Here is a 17,632-nt window from a genome sequence, read left to right on the forward strand (position 1 = left end):
TTCTACTTGGAATCCGTAAAACGGAATCGCAGGTATCCCAAAACTGCCGGGACAACACACCAAATGGCAAGGTATCCCGCTGCTTCAAGATTATTGTGTTTAGCGTCGGCTGCAACTTCGTAGGCCACCATGCTGTGCCCTAATAAGTTAGGCATGTAGGGCACCATATTAGTAGCCCATTCAAAACCTCCAGCAAAAAGCGCAAACATAATCGGCAAGACAAAGAGGCAAGAAACCACTAATACGATGCCGCCGGCATTATTACGCATGAGAGCGCCAAAGCCAATTCCCATCCACGCAAGCATCATGAAGTAGGCGGCTACTGCCAAGCAGTTGTAGAGCACACCAACTTCAAAGGGGTTAGCATCACGTATTGCAGGTTCAAGAATCGCGTAAGAAGCAAAGAACCCAAGCAACGACAGTACGAAGCCCAAGGTGAAGCTGTAAACACTCACCATCAGTAGCTTGGCGAAAAATACCATGGAACGTTTAGGTACTGTGGCCAGAGTAGTACTTATAGACCGCGTGGCATATTCAGAAGCAACAAAGACCACGGCAATAGATGCAATCAGCATATTTGCCATATCCATGCTCACTGCACCGTTAGAGAAAACGTCATTCGCGAAACTTGTAGCTGCGGACTGATCCACAGATCCGGCAGGCAAGCCCTCCATCTCTGCGGCAGACAGGGCACTCTTGTACATGCTGTTAATAAACAGACCGCCCAGCATGGCGAAACCGATAACCACCACAGCCAAGACGCCGGTCATCACCCAGTTGGTGGTGAGAGTGCGGAACTTAAGAAATTCAGAACGCACAACACCAAAGAACGAGAGTTTCTTGTCCGCGTACCGCGAAGCCTTCGGGGAAAAAGTTGTAGTAGTCATTTACTCGCCTTTCGAGCCCCAGGGGGTCTGGGCTTTCTCATACATGGTTGCTGGTGCTGCCTGCGGGGTGACGCTGGGGTTACCACCGTCCGTAATCACAGAACCTGCAGGCTCAAAACCACCAGAGTGGTACTCAACGTCATCGCGGGTCATCTGCATATAGACCTCTTCAAGGGTCGCAATCTGCGGAGTGAGCTCGTGAAGCACAATGCCTGATTCCATAGCTCTACGGGCAAGGTCACGGGCATCTACACCACTGACCATAAGACCGTCAGTTTCCACCGGGGTAATGGTGAGTTCCTCGGCAGTGGGAGCACCGTCTCGCAGGATGCGCTCAAGCTGCTCACGCGCGTCCGCACGTACCAGCAGACGGGAGTTATCTGCCTGCTCCAAAAAGTCTTTGATAGAGGTGTTAGCCAGTACCCTACCGCGGCCGATTACTACGAGGTCGTCAGCGGTCTGCGCCATTTCGCTCATCAAGTGTGATGAAATGAGGACGCATTTGCCCTCGGAGGCTAGGTGACGGGCAAGGTTGCGTACCCAGATGACGCCCTCGGGGTCGAGACCGTTAACGGGCTCATCAAGGATAACGTTCTGAGGGTCGCCCAACAGCGCACCGGCGATACCCATGCGCTGCCCCATACCCAAGGAGAAACCCTTAACTTTTTTCTTGGACACGGCACTCAGACCGGTCATCTCGATAACCTCATCAACGCGGCTCTTAGGGATACCGTGGGTGAGAGCCAGCGAGCGCAGGTGCTGCATGCCGGAGCGGCCGGGGTGCATGGCTTTTGCATCCAGCAGGGCACCGACTGATGCTAGCGGTGATGAGAGCGAGGTGTATTTTTGACCGTCAACGAGCGCAGTGCCTGAGGTGGGATTTTCGAGCCCGATGAGCATGCGCATGGTGGTGGATTTTCCGGCGCCGTTGGGGCCGAGGAATCCGGTGACTTTGCCGTCAGGCACGGTGAAGCTGATGTCGTTGACAGCTACTTTGTCACCGTATTTTTTGGTGAGGTTCGTGACTTCTAACATTGCGAACTTCCCTCCCTGTGTCAGCGAATGTGTTGGTGCTCTTCTAGGTTCATACTACGGCACTGAATGGGGACGTGTAAGGTTCTGCGGGCTGATTTTAAGGGAAAGTAGAGCTAGCTCTACCCTCCTTGCGGACGATTTTTCGGTGGATTTTAGGGGCTTATGAGAAAACCCCACCTGCGCAGGTGGGGTTTTCGTCGTTAACCGGTGGGGGGGGAGTTATGAGGTGGTTTCTTGTTCTGCCCACCATGATTTGAGGCGGTTGGTTGCTTCTTCTTCGCCGAGGGCGCCTTCGTCTAGCCTCATGTTGAGAAGGTATTTGTAGGCTTTGCCGACTGCGGGGCCGGGTTTGATGCCTAGGATTGCCATGATTTGCTGACCGTCGAGGTCAGGACGCATGGCGTTGAGTTCTTCTTGTTCGGCGAGTTCTTCGATGCGGCGTTCGAGGTCGTCGTAGGCGCGGGCGATTTTGTTGGCTTTGCGTTTATTGCGGGTGGTGACGTCCGCCCGGGTGAGGCGGTGTAGACGCTCCAGTAAATCGCCGGCGTCGCGCACATAGCGGCGTACGGCCGAGTCGCTCCAACCGGCGTCACCGTACCCATAGAAGCGCATGTGCAGCTCGACGAGGCGAGCGACCGCTTTGATGGTGTCGTTATCAAAGCGTAAGGCGCGCATGCGTTTTTTGGTGATTTTGGCTCCCACGACGTCGTGATGCAAGAAGCTGACGGTGCCGTTGGGTTCAAATTTGCGGGTGGCCGGTTTACCGCAGTCATGCATGAGGGCGGCAAAGCGCAGTACAAAGTCGGGGGCGGGTACCGCACCGTCGGCACCGGTTTCTTGGGCTATGGCCTGTTCCATGACGGTCAGGGAGTGCTGGTAGACGTCCTTGTGGTGGTGTTCATCAGCCTCTAGTTTGAGGGCCGGGATTTCGGGCAGAATGTAGTCGGCAAGCCCGGTGTCTACCAGCAAGTCGATGCCGCGGCGGGGGGAGTCAGCCAGAATAAGTTTGGTCAGTTCATCGCGCACGCGCTCCGCAGAGATGATTTCAATGCGTCCTGCCATGTTCTTCATGGCGTCGAAAACATCGTCAGCGAGCGCATAGTTGAAGCGGGCAGCAAATCGGGCGGCGCGCATCATGCGCAGGGGATCATCGGAGAAAGAGGTTTCGGCGGCGCCGGGGGTCTGGATGATTCCAGCTTCGAGGTCGCGGGTGCCCCCATAGGGGTCTACGAGTTCAAGAGTGGGTAGGCGTAGCGCCATGGAGTTAATGGTGAAGTCGCGGCGAAAGAGATCGTCGTTGAGGTTATCGCCAAAAGCTACGGTGGGCTTGCGTGAATCAGGGTCGTAAGAATCTGCCCGGTAGGTGGTGATTTCTACGGTTTCATCGCCTTTACGAATACCGATGGTGCCAAAATCGCGCCCGATATCCCAGGTCGCATCTGCCCATTCGGCCGTTATCTCTAGGGTTTGGTCGGGGGAAGCGTTAGTGGTGAAATCAAGGTCGATAGCTTTCGTACCCAAGATGAGGTCGCGCACGGGCCCGCCTACCAGTGCCAGTTCAAAGCCGTGGCGGGCAAAGAGCTCCCCCAGTTCAAGGGCAATGGGGTCAATGTGTGATGTCTTAAAATTCGCAACCATAGTGCCTTAATCGTGCCAGATGTTTGGGTGTTCGGCATACTTTGAGGTGTTTGTCAGAAGGTATCTTGTGAAAGCGGGCAAAAGGTAGGGCAAGTTTTCGGTAAGGTAGTAACATGACTTTTCCAGTACCTAGAGCACCAAAGAATCGGGTTGTGACACCTGTGTCGATGCTGCCTACGGTTGAGGAAATCTCTGCTGGCGGCGTGATTGTTGATTTTGAGAAGCCTTCTTTGCCGGTAGCGATTATTGCCCGAGTGAACAGGGGCGGACGTGTGGAATGGTGTCTGCCGAAGGGGCACCCTGAGGGTGTTGAGACGAACGAGGACGCCGCTGCCCGCGAAATTGAAGAAGAGACGGGCATCGCCGGTGATGTTTTAGCTTCTCTGGGTAGTATTGATTATTGGTTTACGGTGGGTGGTCACCGGGTTCATAAAACGGTGCATCATTTTTTGTTGAATGCAACGGGCGGGTATTTGACCACCGAGAAAGATCCTGATCACGAGGCAGTTGATGTTGCCTGGGTTGATATTAATGATCTGGGCCGTAGGCTTTCTTTTCCGAACGAGCGTCGCATCGCTGAGATTGCGCGTGAGTACATTATTCATCAGCTTTCCTAGGTTTGTGGGGGGCTGGTTAGCGGCAGTGAGGGCTTGTTGTGGCGCGTACCGGTGCTTTATCGAGCGCAATTATGGCTGCGGGAACGATGGTTTCTCGTGTGCTGGGTTTTGTTAAAACTTTTCTGATTACCATTGCTTTGGGTTCGGCAACAACGGTGGGCGATGTTTTTGAAACATCGAACACTTTGCCGAACCTGATTTATGTGTTGGTGGCTGGCGGTATTTTCAATGCGGTGTTGGTGCCGCAGATTATTAAGGCTGCTAAGCACGATGACGGTGGCTCTGATTTCGTCTCGCGTTTGGTGACGCTGGCGGTGACGGGTATTTTTGCTGTCACTGTGGTGGTTGTGGTGTGCGCGTGGCCGATTATTACGGTGATGGGACGCGGCTGGTCGCCGGAGCAGCGCGAACTCGGTTTCATTTTTGCGCTGTGGTGTTTTCCGCAGATCCTTTTTTACGGCATTTACACCATTATTGGTCAGGTGCTCAATGCCCGCGGTGCTTTTGGCTGGTTCATGTGGGCGCCGGTAGTCAATAACGTTGTAGCGATTATTGGTGTGCTGGGCTTTATCTGGGGCTTTGGTGCTCAGCGGATGAGCAACCCGCCGCTACATTCTTTGGAGTCGTGGACGTCCACCCAGACCCTGGTATTGGCTGGTTCAGCGACCCTGGGCGTTATTTGTCAGGCACTCATTTTGTTGTTGCCCCTGCGTACAGTGGGCTTGAAATTGCGCCCGAAATTCAAGTGGCGCGGCATGGGCTTGGGCGATTCAGCCAAGCTGGCAGGCTGGACGCTTGCTACCGGCATCGTCTCTAATCTCGCTTTTCTCTACCTGACCCGCGTTGCCGCTGGTGTAACCGGTGCTCGCGCGGAATACCTTGAACAGGGCATCCCGATTCTGGGTGTAGCGGCACTGAACTACTCTTCAATGCTCTACTCCCTGCCCCACGGCGTCATTGGTCTCTCCATTGCCACCGTGCTCTTCAACCGTATGTCTGAAGCCTCACAGGGCGACGACGCAGCAGGTCTGCGCCACGCCCTCTCAGCGGGTCTGCGCGTAGCCTCTGTTGCCACCGTCTTCTGCGCCGTAGCCCTAGTAGTGTTCGCTGGTCCCGTCGGCATGATCTTCTCAGGCGGCGACCCCGTCGTTGGTGCCCAAATCGGTCAGGTCCTCGCCGTTATTTCCCTCGGCGGGCCCTTTTTGACCATCGCCTTCATGATGGGCAGGGTCTTCTACGCCCAAGAAGACGCGAAAACCCCCTTCTACATTCAAGTATTCTCAGCCCTACTCATTGTCGTCGCAGGCTTCGCAGCCTCACAAGTAGACGCCCGCTACACTATCTTCGCCCTGGCAGGCACCTACGCCACCCAGAACATCTTGGCGGTCTATCTCAGCCACCGCGTCCTTGCCCGCCGACTCGGCGACTACGGGCAACGCGATATCGTGCGTACCCACGCGCAGGTTGCGCTCGCGTCCTTCTGCTCAGCCCTGGTAGGGGCAGTTGCCCTGTGGTTGCTTGGCGGCTTTAGCTTCGCGGGTTTCGCCTGGCAGTCCCAGCTAACCGCCCTACTCGCTGTCGCTGTTGGCGGCGTTGTCATGGCCATCGCTTACTATGCCTTCCTGCAAATCTTCCAGGTGCGCGAATTTGACCAGTTAGCTGACCCGATTCGCAGCAAACTCGCACGCCGCTAACACAACACCACTGTGCAGTACGGAGCAGTCGCACGATAGCCGTCACAAACATAACGTGAACCGTTAGCTACGGTTCACCGGGTATTATTTGAAGTTACAGCCTTAACTTTGCATTCTAAGGCAGCAATATTTATAGGGGAGGGCCCTTGTCGCAACCATTCACACCAGGTACCGTGCTCGGTGAGCGTTACAACATCACCGGCAAAATCGTTGAAACCAGCGACGGTGTTTATATTTACGATGGTCAAGATCAGGTACTGGGTCGCAGTGTCTCTATTGTCGCAGCCAGCGCAGGACGCGGTGAGCAGCTTCTCGCTAACGCCCGCACGGTTGCTGCCTCCCCGCGCACTAACGTTCAGATTCTTGATCTGGGCCAGTCAGAGAACACCGCTTATCTGATTACTTCACATACCCGCCCGGCTATACTTACCGAATCTCTGGTACACGCTAATGCGGCGCAAAATGCAAACGACACCAACGCCCTCGGCGAGCATATCTTCGGTGACACCGCCTCCCACGCCGGCGAAAACAGCTACGTAAAGGTGGAATCAGAAAAGCCCACCCGCCGAGCAGAACCCCTTGAAGCGTCAAGGTCTGTAGCAGCCCCCGCCGCGGCAACCGCTGCAAGCGCCCTCAAAGAACCCGCCTATAGCGCCGAGACAGCCTACGAAACCACCTACGAACCCGACGAGTTCGAGGTAGAGCACGACGAGGACGACGAAGATTCCGGCTCAGGCATGTGGTTGCTCGCCATCGCCGCAATCATCTTGCTTCTGATCGGTGCGGCTGTCGTATACTCACAACTCGGCAGAATGGTCGATGAACCAGAAGACACAGCTGCCATTCCCACCGCAACCGCTACAGCCACTACATCCATTGCAGCCAGCGCGTCCGCAATCCCCTCACCGGAACCCACCGAAACCAAAGAAGAACTCCCCAAACCCGTAATCTCCGGCGTCAGCCGTCTCTCCCCCGCCAATCCCACCTTCATGGCAGATCAGGATGGCACCCTGGGGCACATGACCGACGGCAACCCCAACACCCAGTGGATGAGCTACGGGTTTGGCTCCCCCAACTTCGGCGGGCTGGTCAATAACTTCGCAATCTCCCTGGAGCTCAAAGAAGAAACCACCGTCTCTGAACTGGTCATCAACCAGGTCTCAGGCACCGGTGGCAGCTTCACCGTCTTCACCAACAGCACCAACTCGCTCGACGGCGCTACAGAGGTAGGTTCAGGCACCTTCACCGCCGCCGAAATCACCACCAAACTCAACGAAGAAGCGCAGAAGGGCGAAACCCAGTTCGTCATTATCCGCTTCGACCAGGCGCCTCTGCTTGCCCAGCCCATCACCCCCGCCTACGTGTACGGCTTGCGCATCGCGGAGCTCTCCGTCAACTAACGCCTCACAGCTCAGGACGCGCCTTCGCCCACCCGTTCATTCACCGGGCGAAACGCGCGTCCTTGTAGCGTTAAAAGGGCAAGCAACCGGCACTACCGGCTGAGCCCTATAGAATACTTCGCGCTTTTGGAATAATCGATACTGATCCCGGGTTTAACCCGGTGTAAGCACATGCCCCACAGACGAAAGGCGTTTTAGTGAGCACTTCTCTACCCTTCGGCAACGTTTTTGCCGCGGCAAGCGTCAATCTTAACTCTGCAGGTGAAGACCCCGTTCAGGCACAGCCTACAGGCACCACCGATGAGACCGTTCACGATGTCATCATCGTCGGTTCAGGCCCTGCCGGGTACACCGCCGCGATTTACACCGCACGAGCCAACCTCAACCCCATCGTCTTCGCATCATCCATCTCCCCCGGTGGCGATCTGATGACCACCACCGAGGTTGAGAACTTCCCCGGCTTCATCAACGGCATCATGGGTCCTGAGCTCATGGGTAATCTACAGGCGCAGGCAGAACGCTTTGGTGCGGACATCCGTTTTGAAGACGTCGCTTCCCTTGAGCTTGAGAGCGATGTTAAGACTGTTACCCTCACCGACGGCAGCGTTTTCCAGGCGAAATCAGTCATTATTTCTACTGGTTCTGAGTACCGCAAACTCGGTGTAGACGGTGAAGAGCGCCTCAGCGGTCACGGCGTCTCATGGTGCGCCACCTGCGACGGTTTCTTTTTCAAAGAAAAAGCACTTGCCGTTGTAGGCGGTGGCGACTCCGCCTTGGAGGAGGCGCTGTTCCTCACCAGCTTCGCGTCAAAGGTTTACATTGTGCACCGTCGCGATGCTTTCCGCGCCTCAGAAATCATGGCTCAGCGTGCTTATGACAACCCCAAGATCGAGATTCTGTGGGACTCAGAAATCGCCGCCATTGAAGGCGAGAACAAAGTGGAGTACGCAACCCTGCGCAACACTCGCACCGGCGTTGAGTCACGACTCGATATTGAGGGTGTTTTCGTTGCTATCGGTTCTGATCCCCGCACTGATTTGGTCAAAGACAAATTGGAACTGACCGCGCAGGGAACCATTCGCGTTGATGGTCGTTCCTCATGCACTTCTATCCCCGGTGTTTTCGCAGCAGGTGACGTCATCGACCCCACCTACCGCCAGGCAATCACCGCGGCAGGTTCTGGCTGTGCAGCAGCCATTGATGCCCAGCACTACCTGGAATCACTGTAAACACCCGCGCCCACCGCGCACTATAAGATTTACCCGCACAACAACCTCTAGGAGTAGATAATGAGCAAAGCTCTCGCAGTTACCGATTCAACCTTTGGTGAAGAAGTTTTAAAGTCAGATATCCCCGTGATCGTAGACTTCTGGGCTGAATGGTGCGGTCCCTGCCGCATGGTTGGCCCCGTACTCGATGAAATCGCTGGCGAGCACGAAGGTAAAGTCAAGGTTGTCAAGGTCGATGTTGAAGCTAACCAAGCAACCGCTATGAAATACGGCATCACCTCTATTCCCGCAATCTATGTCTTCAAAGACGGCGAAGTAGATAAGCAGACCGTAGGTGCTAAGCCCAAGCCCGTTCTGCTCAAGGAGTTCGAGGACTACCTCAAGTAAGCGCTCCTTGCCCCCTCAGCGCCCCCTGTTTCACGTGAAACAGGGGGCGCTTGTGTATGCCAACCGCATAAATGCTTCACGAAATAAGTAAGACTAGTAAATCTTGCTAATCTTATTTTTATGACACAGCAAAACATACTTACACCCCCTGAGATGGTGAGCACCCTCGTCAATTCCATGGAGACGAAGGCAGAAACACCCACCCTCAAACTCATCACTCAGGCACTAGCTGGCGGCGCGTTCATCGCTCTTGGCTTCGCTTTTTACATCAACACCATTACCGGCGCTGGTTCCATCGTCCCCCAGGGCATTTTGAAACTCATTGGTGGTGCCACATTCTCGGTGGGCATCATGATGGTAATTATTACCGGCGCTGAGCTTTTTACCTCCACCACCATGAGCCTCACTGCTCGCCTGTCAGGGCGCATCTCGTGGTTCAACTGGGCACGTCACTGGCTGTGCTCCTACGGTGGCAATTTCATTGGCTCCATGATGGTTGTAGCGCTGTGCTACTACGGTGGCTTGCACCTGCGCAACGATGGCGGCTGGGGCGAAACCATTATTAGCACCGCAATGATAAAGACGTCATATTCCTGGGGTCAGGCTTTTGCTTTGGGCATCGGCGCTAACTTCCTGGTGTGCGTAGCTGTTTTTATGTCACTGTCAGGACGCACCACTTTTGACAAGCTCGCATCAGCACTTGGCCCCATCACGGCTTTCGTGGCTCTCGGTTTCGAGCACTCTGTAGCGAATATGTACCTTATTCCTTACGCTATTTTTATTAGCGATGATCCCACCCTGAATTGGACCGCTTTTATCTTCTCTAACCTTATTCCGGTAACTCTCGGAAATATTGTTGGTGGCGGCATCTGCATGGGTCTTTACCAGTGGGTTATCCACGAACGCATGGGTAAAAAGAAAGCCTCGCAGGTTTAACAATCTGCCAAAAACAAAAACCCTCCACTTCTATATAAAAGTGGAGGGTTTTATTATACGCAACCCTAAAACACCTGACAGGATCATAAGATACGCCTCCTACGCATCGAATGCATCCGGGTATTACTAAAAACTTGACAGCGAAGCGGGGCAGAGAGAGCCATTCACCAACAGATAGATTATAAGGTTTACTCAAAAGTCATATAAACAGCTCCGAACGCGGCAACGGTGAACTAACCTTCTTACCTAGTTCGCCGACGCTCACAAGGCAATTCACATCCCGGCTCACAGGAGGGTTATCCATAGGGGATTTCGGCGGCCGCTTACCCTTGTATACTGGGATGTTTGCGGTGGGGCGAGGGTTGGCATTTTATGCTACTGGTAGGACTTTGAATAAACCTACAGAAACCCACCGACACCGGGAACAAAATTATTCATCCACTGGTTGATTTTGTTCCCGGTGCCAACCAGTTGGCATTTCCCGCGCGTCCATCTTTAGTTGTTTTCACCTACCTTATGAACAAACTTTAAATAACTTATGTTATTTATATCTCTCTTATAATTTTCTTGTATAGAAGAAGTGTAAAAAAATTAAAGAAACTATGATTTCAATTGAGAATTTTACAAATAATTCTAATCATCAGGCAGAAAACTTAATGACAGCAAGCATAGTCATTAAAAAATTATAAAAATATTTAAAACTTTTCACGGTGTATTTTATAAATAATAGAATTTACATTCTATTAAAATGCTTATAAAAACTTTTATATCCCGACCTTACACATAGACAATTCTTTGTGATAAAGCGTTGCCAGTGGAAAGGACGATCCGCAAGCGTCCCAGAGAAGCATCCATCAAGAACTGCCTATAAGCTAGTGAGTATGGGAAACTATGTACCCCCGTTACGAGGATTTTGACGATTTCAGGTCTGAGCCCCTCATTCGCGCCAGGTTCAGGGCATACCAGATAGCCTGCTGGCAGGGATACCTAGGCACCCACGAGTTCTTCTTGGGTCACTCACTGCGTGGCTGGGGCATTCTGCTCTTTACATCGGTTCTTTCAACGCTCTCATTCTCGAACCGATAATTGGCGTTTTTCTCCTACTGGCAGCCGGGGGCTACTCAATCTAGCCAGTATTCGCACTATTGCAGCAACAGAGCCTCACGTTAGCGAATCCTACGGGCAGCCCTGCGACTCTGTATTTTTCGCCCTCCACATGGTAGGGTGGCTTTCAATTCTCTAGGACGTAAACTTCTGGAGAGGTAAAGAACCACAGACCCAGCACCCACCGATGGGCTCTCATAAGATTTAGTGACAATTCTCCCTGTCGGTTTCACTCAAAATTTCAGACAGCGCACGGTGTTTCACGTGAAACATGAACACACAAAAGCGGTGGGGACGCATCCACAATGCTGCCCCACCGCTTAAGTTTTCTGCGGAGAATCCGGTCTTAGGAATCCATCTGCGGATCAAGCACCGAAATAATACGATTGAGATCTTCCACAGACGCGAACTCAATTGTCATCTTGCCCTTGCGCGCACCCAGCTGAATCTTCACGTTCGTGTCGAGCTTGTCTGCAAACGCGTCCGCTATGTAGTCAAGACGCTCGTGGTGCTTCTGCGGCTGTGCGGGTTTGCGTGCAGGTTTAGAATCTGAGGAACCCACCGCGAGAACCATTTCTTCAACAGCACGCACCGAAAGACCCTCATTAACAACCTTTTGAGCTACTCTTTCAACCTCTGCGGCGCTCTTGAGACCCAGCAGGGCTCGCGCGTGACCGGCAGAGAGTACGCCAGCTGCTACCCTGCGCTGTGCCAGCGCAGGCAACTTTAACAGGCGAATAGTGTTAGAAATCTGCGGACGCGACCGCCCGATGCGCTGCGCCAGCTGCTCCTGGGTAGTTCCGAACTCGTCCAGTAACTGCTGGTAAGCAGCTGCTTCTTCAATGGGGTTCAGCTGGCTACGGTGCAGGTTTTCCAGCAGAGCATCACGCAAGAGATCAACGTTCTTAGTCTCGCGAATAATGGCTGGAATTGTGGTGCGACCAGCCCGCTGACTAGCCCTCCAGCGGCGCTCACCCATGACCAGCTCGTACTTCTCAGGAGCGTTAGTGTCTTCGCTAGGTCGCACTACAATGGGCTGCAGGATGCCGATTTCCTGGATTGAGTGTACGAGCTCCTGCATATCGTGTTCGTCAAAATCAATACGCGGCTGTTTGTGGTTGGGGTGAATATCAGCGATTTTAAGTTCGACAAACTTCGCGCCGGGTACGGGAACCAGAGTATCTGCGTTCTCAGAGCCGAAGAAAAAGTCGGCTGGACGCTTGGTTGCCCCGGCGCTACGCAGGGCAACTCCCATGTCAGCACGCTTTTTCTTCGTTTCACGTGAAACATTGTTCTTAGGCTTCGATGCTTTATTCACGTCCGGCTCGACAGTATTGCTTTCAGTGGGTCTCTCAGCAGCTTGCTCAACTGGCGCAGTCGCAGGCTGACGGGTCTTCCTCGGGGTTGAGATGCGAGGCTCGACAGATTTTTCTGTAGCTGAAGAACCCACCGTGGTATCAGCTTGCTGATGCTCTGTCTGGCTCTTCTGCTCTACCGGCTCCTGCTCTGCGGTTTTGAAGATATCGGTGTTTTCGTCACCTGAAGGAATGAGAGCACCTAAGCCCCTCCCCAGTCCACGTCGTTTTTCTGCCACGATGCTTTAGCTCCTGCTCTTGCTGAAAAATTCTTCCTTTCAAGTCTAAAGCAGTCAGAGAAAAAGGGGGGTCTACGATCCGCCGGTGGCGGGCTATGTTTCACGTGAAACACATAAAGCCCTGTTTGATTCTTAAGAATCAAACAGGGCTTTATATACAAATAACAACTGTTTTTAGTTGTTTATTTGTTTGCTATTTCAAGGGCGGCCTTGAGATAGGCAATAGCTCCAGTCGAGTGCGGATCGTAGGTAAGTACTGTCTGCTGGTAGCTGGGCGCCTCTGAAATGCGAACTGAACGAGGAATCATGGCACCCAATACCTCGTTCGGAAAGTGCCTGCGCACCTCTTCAGCAACCTGGGACGCGAGGTTGGTACGACCGTCGTACATCGTAAGCATGATAGTGCTGACGTGAAGCTCACTATTGAGGTGCTTTTGAATCATGCCGATATTCTTCAGCAGCTGACTCAAGCCCTCCAATGCGTAGTATTCTGCCTGAATTGGAATCAGTACCTCTTGGGCAGCAACAAACGCGTTAATGGTCAGCAGACCCAAGCTCGGCGGGCAGTCGATAAAGATGTAGTCCAGGCGAGACAGCCCTTCACGTTCGCGATACGCAGCGTAATCTGAAATTGCTGACTTCAACCGTGTTTCACGTGCAACCATCGAGACCAGTTCAATCTCGGCACCGGCAAGGTCAATGTTGGCAGGGGCTACCCACAGATTCTCTACGTCGGGAGCGGGCTGGACCACTTGCGCCAAAGGCAGATCTTCGATGAGCACATCGTAGGTACTTTTCACCTCGGTGCTGTGTTCAATGTTGAGGGCGGTGGACGCATTACCCTGGGGGTCGTTGTCAATTACCAGTACGTTGAGCCCTTTGAGCGCTAGGGCAGCTGCAAGGTTAACAGCGGTTGAGGTTTTACCCACCCCGCCTTTCTGGTTTGAGATGGTAAAGATGCGGGTTGATGCCGGCTTTTGGACTTCAGTTTTCATGAGAGCTGCGAACTGCTGGCGTTCCGAAACAGCCTCTTTGGCGAGCGGGGTGTTGGCTGCCGCCGATGATGAGCGCTCGATCTTTTCTAATGTTTCACGTGAAACACGCTTGCCACGATCGGGTGACGATGCTTTTGCATCTGAGGTGGGTTCCGGAGGTAGACCAAAATCCGCCGGCTTTACATTTGCGCTCATGAGGTTCTTTCCTTCAATACTGTCAGGGGTAACCGACACTCCCACACCCTCTCAGGGTAGGTTCAGTGCAGCGGTTTCTCGTTTCTCTAAGACTACCCGGCACGTCCAACAATCACCAGCAAGATAATTTTTTAAAACCTATAAAGGTTTATATTCTGAATATTAAGGGGTGTTTCACGTGAAACCGCCCCAACACGGTATAAATTTGCACGTTCTCCCATTGACAGTGACGTAAGTATAAATCTTGAAAATAAGGAGATGGCAGTGAGCAACCAACATGTCTTTACTTCAATAGTGATTGGTGCAGGGCAAGGCGGGCAGGCAGGCTGCGCGTGAAGTGAAGAAGTTTCTTGTAGAGAGCACATCAGCGACTGCTTCAGGTTACGGTCGCCCCTAAGACTAGAGACAGCGGGGCATCAGTAGCTAGCAAAAAGCCCACCGTCCCTGCGAAGGGGCGGTGGGCTTGAGGTGAGGCAGAAAGAGACGTTAGAGCGTCACTCGTACCACGGTAGTGGACTCTTCTAGCAGGTTCTCGCCGGCGAGAATAATCTCGGTCTCGCGAGCGCCGTACTTATTGAGCTTCTTTTTCGCTTTGGTGATTTCTTCTGCTGCGCTGCGACCTTTGAGGGCGAGCAGGGTGCCGGTGCCTCGCAGGATTGGCAGGGTGATGTCGAGCAGTCCTACCAGGGCTGAGACGGCGCGGGCGGTGACATAGTCGGCGTCCACCTGCCCGACAGCTTGTTCGGCGCGTCCGCGGATGATATCGACGTTCTCAAGACCCAGATCGTCAACGACTTCGGTGAGCCAGATGACGCGGCGCTCTAGGGGCTCTATGAGGGTCAGCTGGAGGTCGGGGCGTGCAATTGCTAGGCAGAGGCCAGGAAGCCCTGCTCCGGATCCTACGTCGGCTACTGAGGCGCCCTGTTCGATGTGTTCCTGTACGACGGCACAGTTGAGCACATGACGTGCCCAGAGGCGGGGCATTTCGCGTGGTCCGATGAGGCCGCGTTCGATGCCGCTGGTTGCGAGGTGTTCAACGTAGCGCTGCGCTAGGGGCAGACGGTCGCCAAAAACGGCGTGTGCGGCGGTGAGGTCGCTACCGGTTAGTTCGGGGGTTTGGCTCACTGGTTACTCGCTTTCGACTGAGATAACGATGTGGCGGTCGCGTCCTTCGCCCTGGGATGCTGAGATGAGACCGTGTTCTGCCACGAGGTCGTGAACAAGTTTGCGTTCGTAGGCACCGAGCGGGGGCAGGTGTACCTCTTCGCCGTTTTCTTGGACGGAGGTGATGGCGTCCATTGCAAGTTTAGCTAGGCGCTGCTGGCGTCCTGCACGGTGGTTGGCGATATCGAGGATCAGGCGTGAGCGGTTGCCAGTGGAGGCGAGAACGGAGAGGCGGACGAGTTCCTGTAGGGAGTCAAGCACCTCGCCTTTGGAGCCGATGAGAGCTCGAAGGTCTTCGTTCTCTTCACCGTCGGTTACTACCGAAATGTAGTTGCGGTTGTTACGAATTTCGATGTCGATGTCGCCGTCGATATCAGCGATATCAAGCAGTTCTTCGAGGTAGTCAGCGGCGATGTCGCCTTCCTCTTCGAGGGTGGTGATATCTATCTCGTCGAAGATTTCAGTTTCAGACATTACAAAGCTCTTTTCTGGTGGAAAGGGGGTAGGCAAAACGTAGAGGCTAGAAGCTATTTGTTCTTTTTGAGCTGCTGTTTCTGACGTTTTTTGCCAACGGGTTGTACTCGCTGACCGCGGGTTGCGCGTTCGCGGATTTCTGCCTGTTCCTGGTCGTGCTGTTCTTTAGTTTTGCCAACGGGGGGCAGACCTTTAGCGGCACGGCGGGCGTTAAGTTCGCGTTCTGCCTGTGAGTTGGGTGAGGGGTTGTTGCGGATAACCCACCACTGCTGCCCCATTGACCAGAGGTTTGAGACGGTCCAGTAGATCAGCACACCGATGGGGAAGTTAATGCCGGTGATGAGGAAGATGATGGGGAAGACGTAGAGCAGAATCTGCTGCTGGCGGTATATGGAGGATTCTTTGGCAGCGTCAGACATGTTTTTGGCTGAGAGCTGCTTCATGGTGATGAACTGGGTCAAGCTCATCAGAACCACGAGGACGCCTGCGATGGCGATGGTGGAGGTGTGGTTGCCGTTGCCGGGCTGCATCATGGTGGAGAACAGGGGCGCACCGAAGACGAAGGCGTCATTGAAGGAGGTGACATCAGACGGTGAGAGCATGAGAATACCCTCATTGTTGCGAGCTGCACCGGGTACACCGTTCAGTACCTGCAAGAGGCCGAAGAAGATGGGCATTTGCACCAGAATGGGTAGGCAGGACGCGAGAGGGTTGGTGCCCTTTTCTTTGTAGAGCGCCATCTGCTCCTGCGCCATTGCCTGGCGAGAAAGCTGATCGGTCTTACCCTTGTATTTTGCCTGCAGCTTCAGCAATTCGGGCTGGAGTTCCTGCATGCCGCGCATTGATTTGATCTGCTTCAAGAACAGCGGAATGGTGAGAACACGCATAACCAAGGTTAGGACGACGATGCACAGCACCCAGTTCAAACCGGATGAGGGATCAAGACCGATGGTGGTGAAGAGGTTGTGGAAACCGGTCAGGATTAGTGAAACGATCCATTTGAAGGGCCACAGTATTGCATCAAACATTAAGTTATCTCCTACGCCAGGGGCTTATTCTGGCAGGGTTGGGTGGGTATCTGGGGGCGTGCCGTTATGAGTGAGGGGCGACGCGTTCAGGATGGTTCAAAAGTATTATTTTTGGTTCTTCGCCGGGGGTGAAAGAACGTTTGCCAGCGGGCACTGGGTCTAAACCGCCGGTTGCCCAGGGGTGGCATCGCAGTAGGCGTCTGACCGTGAGCGATAGGCCTTTGCAAGTGCCGTGAACGGTGACTGATTCTAGCCCGTAAGCTGAGCAGCTGGGGTAGTAGCGGCAGACGTTGCCGTACAGGGGTGAGACCAGCATGCGGTAGAGCTTGAGAAAAGCAGTGAGCGTGTTTTGGGGCAGACTCCACAGCGCGTGGGTAATGGAGGTGGGACGCACGAACTCGTGGGGTGCATCTTCTAATCGCTGCTCGTTGGTATCAGCGGTGCGCGGTGCGGTGCCCATGGGTAAATTAGAGCTCCTCTCGCGGCTGCGGTACGGGTGCATCTGCAGCGTCAGAGCGTGGTGCTACTGCAGTGGTTTCAGCGGGGCTGAGTTTGGCAAGGGCGCTAGCGAGCGCCGATGTGTAGTCATTATTGAGCGTTTCGTAGCTAGCTGAGGCTGCTGCTGGTAAAGCTCTTACTACAAAATAATAGCCCTCCGCGTGGGTTCTTAGCGAGTCTGCACTGATGTGGCGTAGTTTGCGCTGTACTTTATTGCGCATTACCGAGTTACCAACGGCTTTAGACACAATGAAACCCACCAGCGTTGGGGTGTGCTCTACCGGCGCGGCGTACAGTACGAGGGTTTTGCGTCCTACTTTGGCACCGGTGCGTGTTGCTACTGCGAACTGGGCTCTGGTGCGCATGCGGTGTACTGCGGCAAGCATAAGAGTTACGGGCGTCCTTGGTAGAGGTAGTGAAAAGTAGTGTGATAAGGAGAAAGCCCCCAACTGAACCAGTTGAGGGCTTCACCGTTTAAGCTGCGAAAACCTTATGCTGAGAGCTTTGCGCGACCCTTTGAGCGGCGGTGTGCGAGGATTGCACGACCAGCGCGGGTACGCATACGCAGGCGGAAGCCGTGCTTCTTGGCACGACGGCGGTTATTCGGCTGGAAAGTACGCTTTGACATGATGTTGTCTTTCGGTTGTTTCACGCGTTCACGGTGCTACAGAAGAAAAGTTTTTCTGTAGACACTGCGCGCGCAAATTTCTTGCTGTGTACGGTTTCGCCCGGATCTACGGTCGCTTGTGCTCCTTAT

General features: G+C 53.8%; 18 protein-coding genes. 7 read left to right on the plus strand and 11 right to left on the minus strand.

Annotated elements, in window-relative coordinates:
* Window positions 1-2: 2 nt before the first annotated feature.
* From JR346_RS10220 to JR346_RS10230, 3 genes are all read right to left on the minus strand, one after another.
* Window positions 3-887 (minus strand): ABC transporter permease subunit, encoded by an 885-nt coding sequence (locus JR346_RS10220; protein WP_205482446.1) that lies wholly within the window; start codon window positions 885-887, stop codon window positions 3-5.
* Window positions 888-1,922, minus strand: a complete 1,035-nt coding sequence (locus JR346_RS10225; protein ID WP_205482447.1) for an ABC transporter ATP-binding protein — start codon at window positions 1,920-1,922, stop codon at window positions 888-890.
* Window positions 1,923-2,141: 219 nt separating this feature from the next.
* The gene (locus JR346_RS10230) at window positions 2,142-3,560 is read right to left on the minus strand and encodes a CCA tRNA nucleotidyltransferase (RefSeq protein WP_205482448.1); all 1,419 of its coding nucleotides are present in this window, start codon (window positions 3,558-3,560) and stop codon (window positions 2,142-2,144) included.
* Between the two features lie 113 nt (window positions 3,561-3,673).
* Here JR346_RS10230 and JR346_RS10235 point away from each other — a divergent pair, with 113 nt between their 5' ends.
* The 7 genes from JR346_RS10235 (at window position 3,674) to JR346_RS10265 (ending at window position 10,909) form a co-directional block, all read left to right on the plus strand.
* Window positions 3,674-4,177 carry an NUDIX hydrolase gene (locus tag JR346_RS10235; protein ID WP_204877785.1) on the plus strand — a complete coding sequence of 168 codons (504 nt, stop codon included), beginning with the start codon at window positions 3,674-3,676 and terminating at the stop codon, window positions 4,175-4,177.
* A 38-nt stretch (window positions 4,178-4,215) separates the two neighbouring features.
* Window positions 4,216-5,871, plus strand: a complete 1,656-nt coding sequence (murJ, locus tag JR346_RS10240) for a murein biosynthesis integral membrane protein MurJ (protein ID WP_205482449.1) — start codon at window positions 4,216-4,218, stop codon at window positions 5,869-5,871.
* A gap of 146 nt (window positions 5,872-6,017) precedes the next feature.
* Window positions 6,018-7,271 (plus strand): serine/threonine protein kinase, encoded by a 1,254-nt coding sequence (locus JR346_RS10245; protein WP_205482450.1) that lies wholly within the window; start codon window positions 6,018-6,020, stop codon window positions 7,269-7,271.
* 197 nt (window positions 7,272-7,468) lie between these two features.
* The gene (gene trxB, locus JR346_RS10250; RefSeq protein ID WP_205482451.1) at window positions 7,469-8,500 is read left to right on the plus strand and encodes a thioredoxin-disulfide reductase; all 1,032 of its coding nucleotides are present in this window, start codon (window positions 7,469-7,471) and stop codon (window positions 8,498-8,500) included.
* A 60-nt stretch (window positions 8,501-8,560) separates the two neighbouring features.
* Window positions 8,561-8,887 carry a thioredoxin gene (trxA, locus tag JR346_RS10255; RefSeq protein ID WP_204877781.1) on the plus strand — a complete coding sequence of 109 codons (327 nt, stop codon included), beginning with the start codon at window positions 8,561-8,563 and terminating at the stop codon, window positions 8,885-8,887.
* Window positions 8,888-9,007: 120 nt separating this feature from the next.
* Window positions 9,008-9,823 (plus strand): formate/nitrite transporter family protein, encoded by an 816-nt coding sequence (locus JR346_RS10260; RefSeq protein ID WP_205482452.1) that lies wholly within the window; start codon window positions 9,008-9,010, stop codon window positions 9,821-9,823.
* A gap of 891 nt (window positions 9,824-10,714) precedes the next feature.
* Window positions 10,715-10,909, plus strand: coding sequence for a hypothetical protein (locus tag JR346_RS10265; RefSeq protein ID WP_205482453.1), 195 nt, complete (start codon window positions 10,715-10,717; stop codon window positions 10,907-10,909).
* 364 nt (window positions 10,910-11,273) lie between these two features.
* Here JR346_RS10265 and JR346_RS10270 read toward each other — a convergent pair whose 3' ends face one another.
* The 8 genes from JR346_RS10270 to rpmH all read right to left on the minus strand — a co-directional run bounded on the left by JR346_RS10270 (window position 11,274) and on the right by rpmH (window position 17,503).
* Window positions 11,274-12,521 (minus strand): ParB/RepB/Spo0J family partition protein, encoded by a 1,248-nt coding sequence (locus JR346_RS10270; protein ID WP_205482454.1) that lies wholly within the window; start codon window positions 12,519-12,521, stop codon window positions 11,274-11,276.
* A 182-nt stretch (window positions 12,522-12,703) separates the two neighbouring features.
* Entirely contained in the window at window positions 12,704-13,516 is an 813-nt protein-coding gene (locus JR346_RS10275; RefSeq protein ID WP_239479073.1) for a ParA family protein, read from the minus strand.
* A gap of 681 nt (window positions 13,517-14,197) precedes the next feature.
* Window positions 14,198-14,836: a 16S rRNA (guanine(527)-N(7))-methyltransferase RsmG gene (gene rsmG / locus JR346_RS10280; RefSeq protein WP_205482455.1), complete on the minus strand. Its 639-nt coding sequence runs from the start codon at window positions 14,834-14,836 to the stop codon at window positions 14,198-14,200.
* Between the two features lie 3 nt (window positions 14,837-14,839).
* Window positions 14,840-15,349 carry a R3H domain-containing nucleic acid-binding protein gene (locus tag JR346_RS10285; RefSeq protein ID WP_204877775.1) on the minus strand — a complete coding sequence of 170 codons (510 nt, stop codon included), beginning with the start codon at window positions 15,347-15,349 and terminating at the stop codon, window positions 14,840-14,842.
* 53 nt (window positions 15,350-15,402) lie between these two features.
* Window positions 15,403-16,377, minus strand: coding sequence for a membrane protein insertase YidC (yidC, locus tag JR346_RS10290; RefSeq protein ID WP_205482456.1), 975 nt, complete (start codon window positions 16,375-16,377; stop codon window positions 15,403-15,405).
* A 64-nt stretch (window positions 16,378-16,441) separates the two neighbouring features.
* Window positions 16,442-16,837 (minus strand): membrane protein insertion efficiency factor YidD, encoded by a 396-nt coding sequence (gene yidD / locus JR346_RS10295; protein ID WP_204877773.1) that lies wholly within the window; start codon window positions 16,835-16,837, stop codon window positions 16,442-16,444.
* 7 nt (window positions 16,838-16,844) lie between these two features.
* A complete protein-coding gene (gene rnpA / locus JR346_RS10300) occupies window positions 16,845-17,261 on the minus strand; it encodes a ribonuclease P protein component (protein WP_205482457.1) in 417 nt (138 codons plus the stop codon).
* A 104-nt stretch (window positions 17,262-17,365) separates the two neighbouring features.
* Window positions 17,366-17,503, minus strand: a complete 138-nt coding sequence (gene rpmH / locus JR346_RS10305; RefSeq protein ID WP_204877771.1) for a 50S ribosomal protein L34 — start codon at window positions 17,501-17,503, stop codon at window positions 17,366-17,368.
* Window positions 17,504-17,632: the final 129 nt, after the last annotated feature.

The sequence above is a fragment of the Rothia sp. ZJ932 genome (assembly GCF_016924835.1).
In the GTDB taxonomy this organism is placed as follows: domain Bacteria; phylum Actinomycetota; class Actinomycetes; order Actinomycetales; family Micrococcaceae; genus Rothia.

Excerpts from the sequence above, each read along its gene's own strand:
- JR346_RS10220 (WP_205482446.1), bottom strand. The coding sequence starts at position 887 with ATGACTACTACAACTTTTTCCCCGAAGGCTTCGCGGTACGCGGACAAG.
- JR346_RS10225 (WP_205482447.1), bottom strand. The coding sequence starts at position 1,922 with ATGTTAGAAGTCACGAACCTCACCAAAAAATACGGTGACAAAGTAGCT.
- JR346_RS10230 (WP_205482448.1), bottom strand. The coding sequence starts at position 3,560 with ATGGTTGCGAATTTTAAGACATCACACATTGACCCCATTGCCCTTGAA.
- JR346_RS10235 (WP_204877785.1), top strand. The coding sequence starts at position 3,674 with ATGACTTTTCCAGTACCTAGAGCACCAAAGAATCGGGTTGTGACACCT.
- trxA (WP_204877781.1), top strand. The coding sequence starts at position 8,561 with ATGAGCAAAGCTCTCGCAGTTACCGATTCAACCTTTGGTGAAGAAGTT.
- JR346_RS10260 (WP_205482452.1), top strand. The coding sequence starts at position 9,008 with ATGACACAGCAAAACATACTTACACCCCCTGAGATGGTGAGCACCCTC.
- JR346_RS10265 (WP_205482453.1), top strand. The coding sequence starts at position 10,715 with ATGTACCCCCGTTACGAGGATTTTGACGATTTCAGGTCTGAGCCCCTC.
- JR346_RS10275 (WP_239479073.1), bottom strand. The coding sequence starts at position 13,516 with ATGAAAACTGAAGTCCAAAAGCCGGCATCAACCCGCATCTTTACCATC.
- JR346_RS10285 (WP_204877775.1), bottom strand. The coding sequence starts at position 15,349 with ATGTCTGAAACTGAAATCTTCGACGAGATAGATATCACCACCCTCGAA.
- yidC (WP_205482456.1), bottom strand. The coding sequence starts at position 16,377 with ATGTTTGATGCAATACTGTGGCCCTTCAAATGGATCGTTTCACTAATC.
- yidD (WP_204877773.1), bottom strand. The coding sequence starts at position 16,837 with ATGGGCACCGCACCGCGCACCGCTGATACCAACGAGCAGCGATTAGAA.
- rnpA (WP_205482457.1), bottom strand. The coding sequence starts at position 17,261 with ATGCTTGCCGCAGTACACCGCATGCGCACCAGAGCCCAGTTCGCAGTA.
- rpmH (WP_204877771.1), bottom strand. The coding sequence starts at position 17,503 with ATGTCAAAGCGTACTTTCCAGCCGAATAACCGCCGTCGTGCCAAGAAG.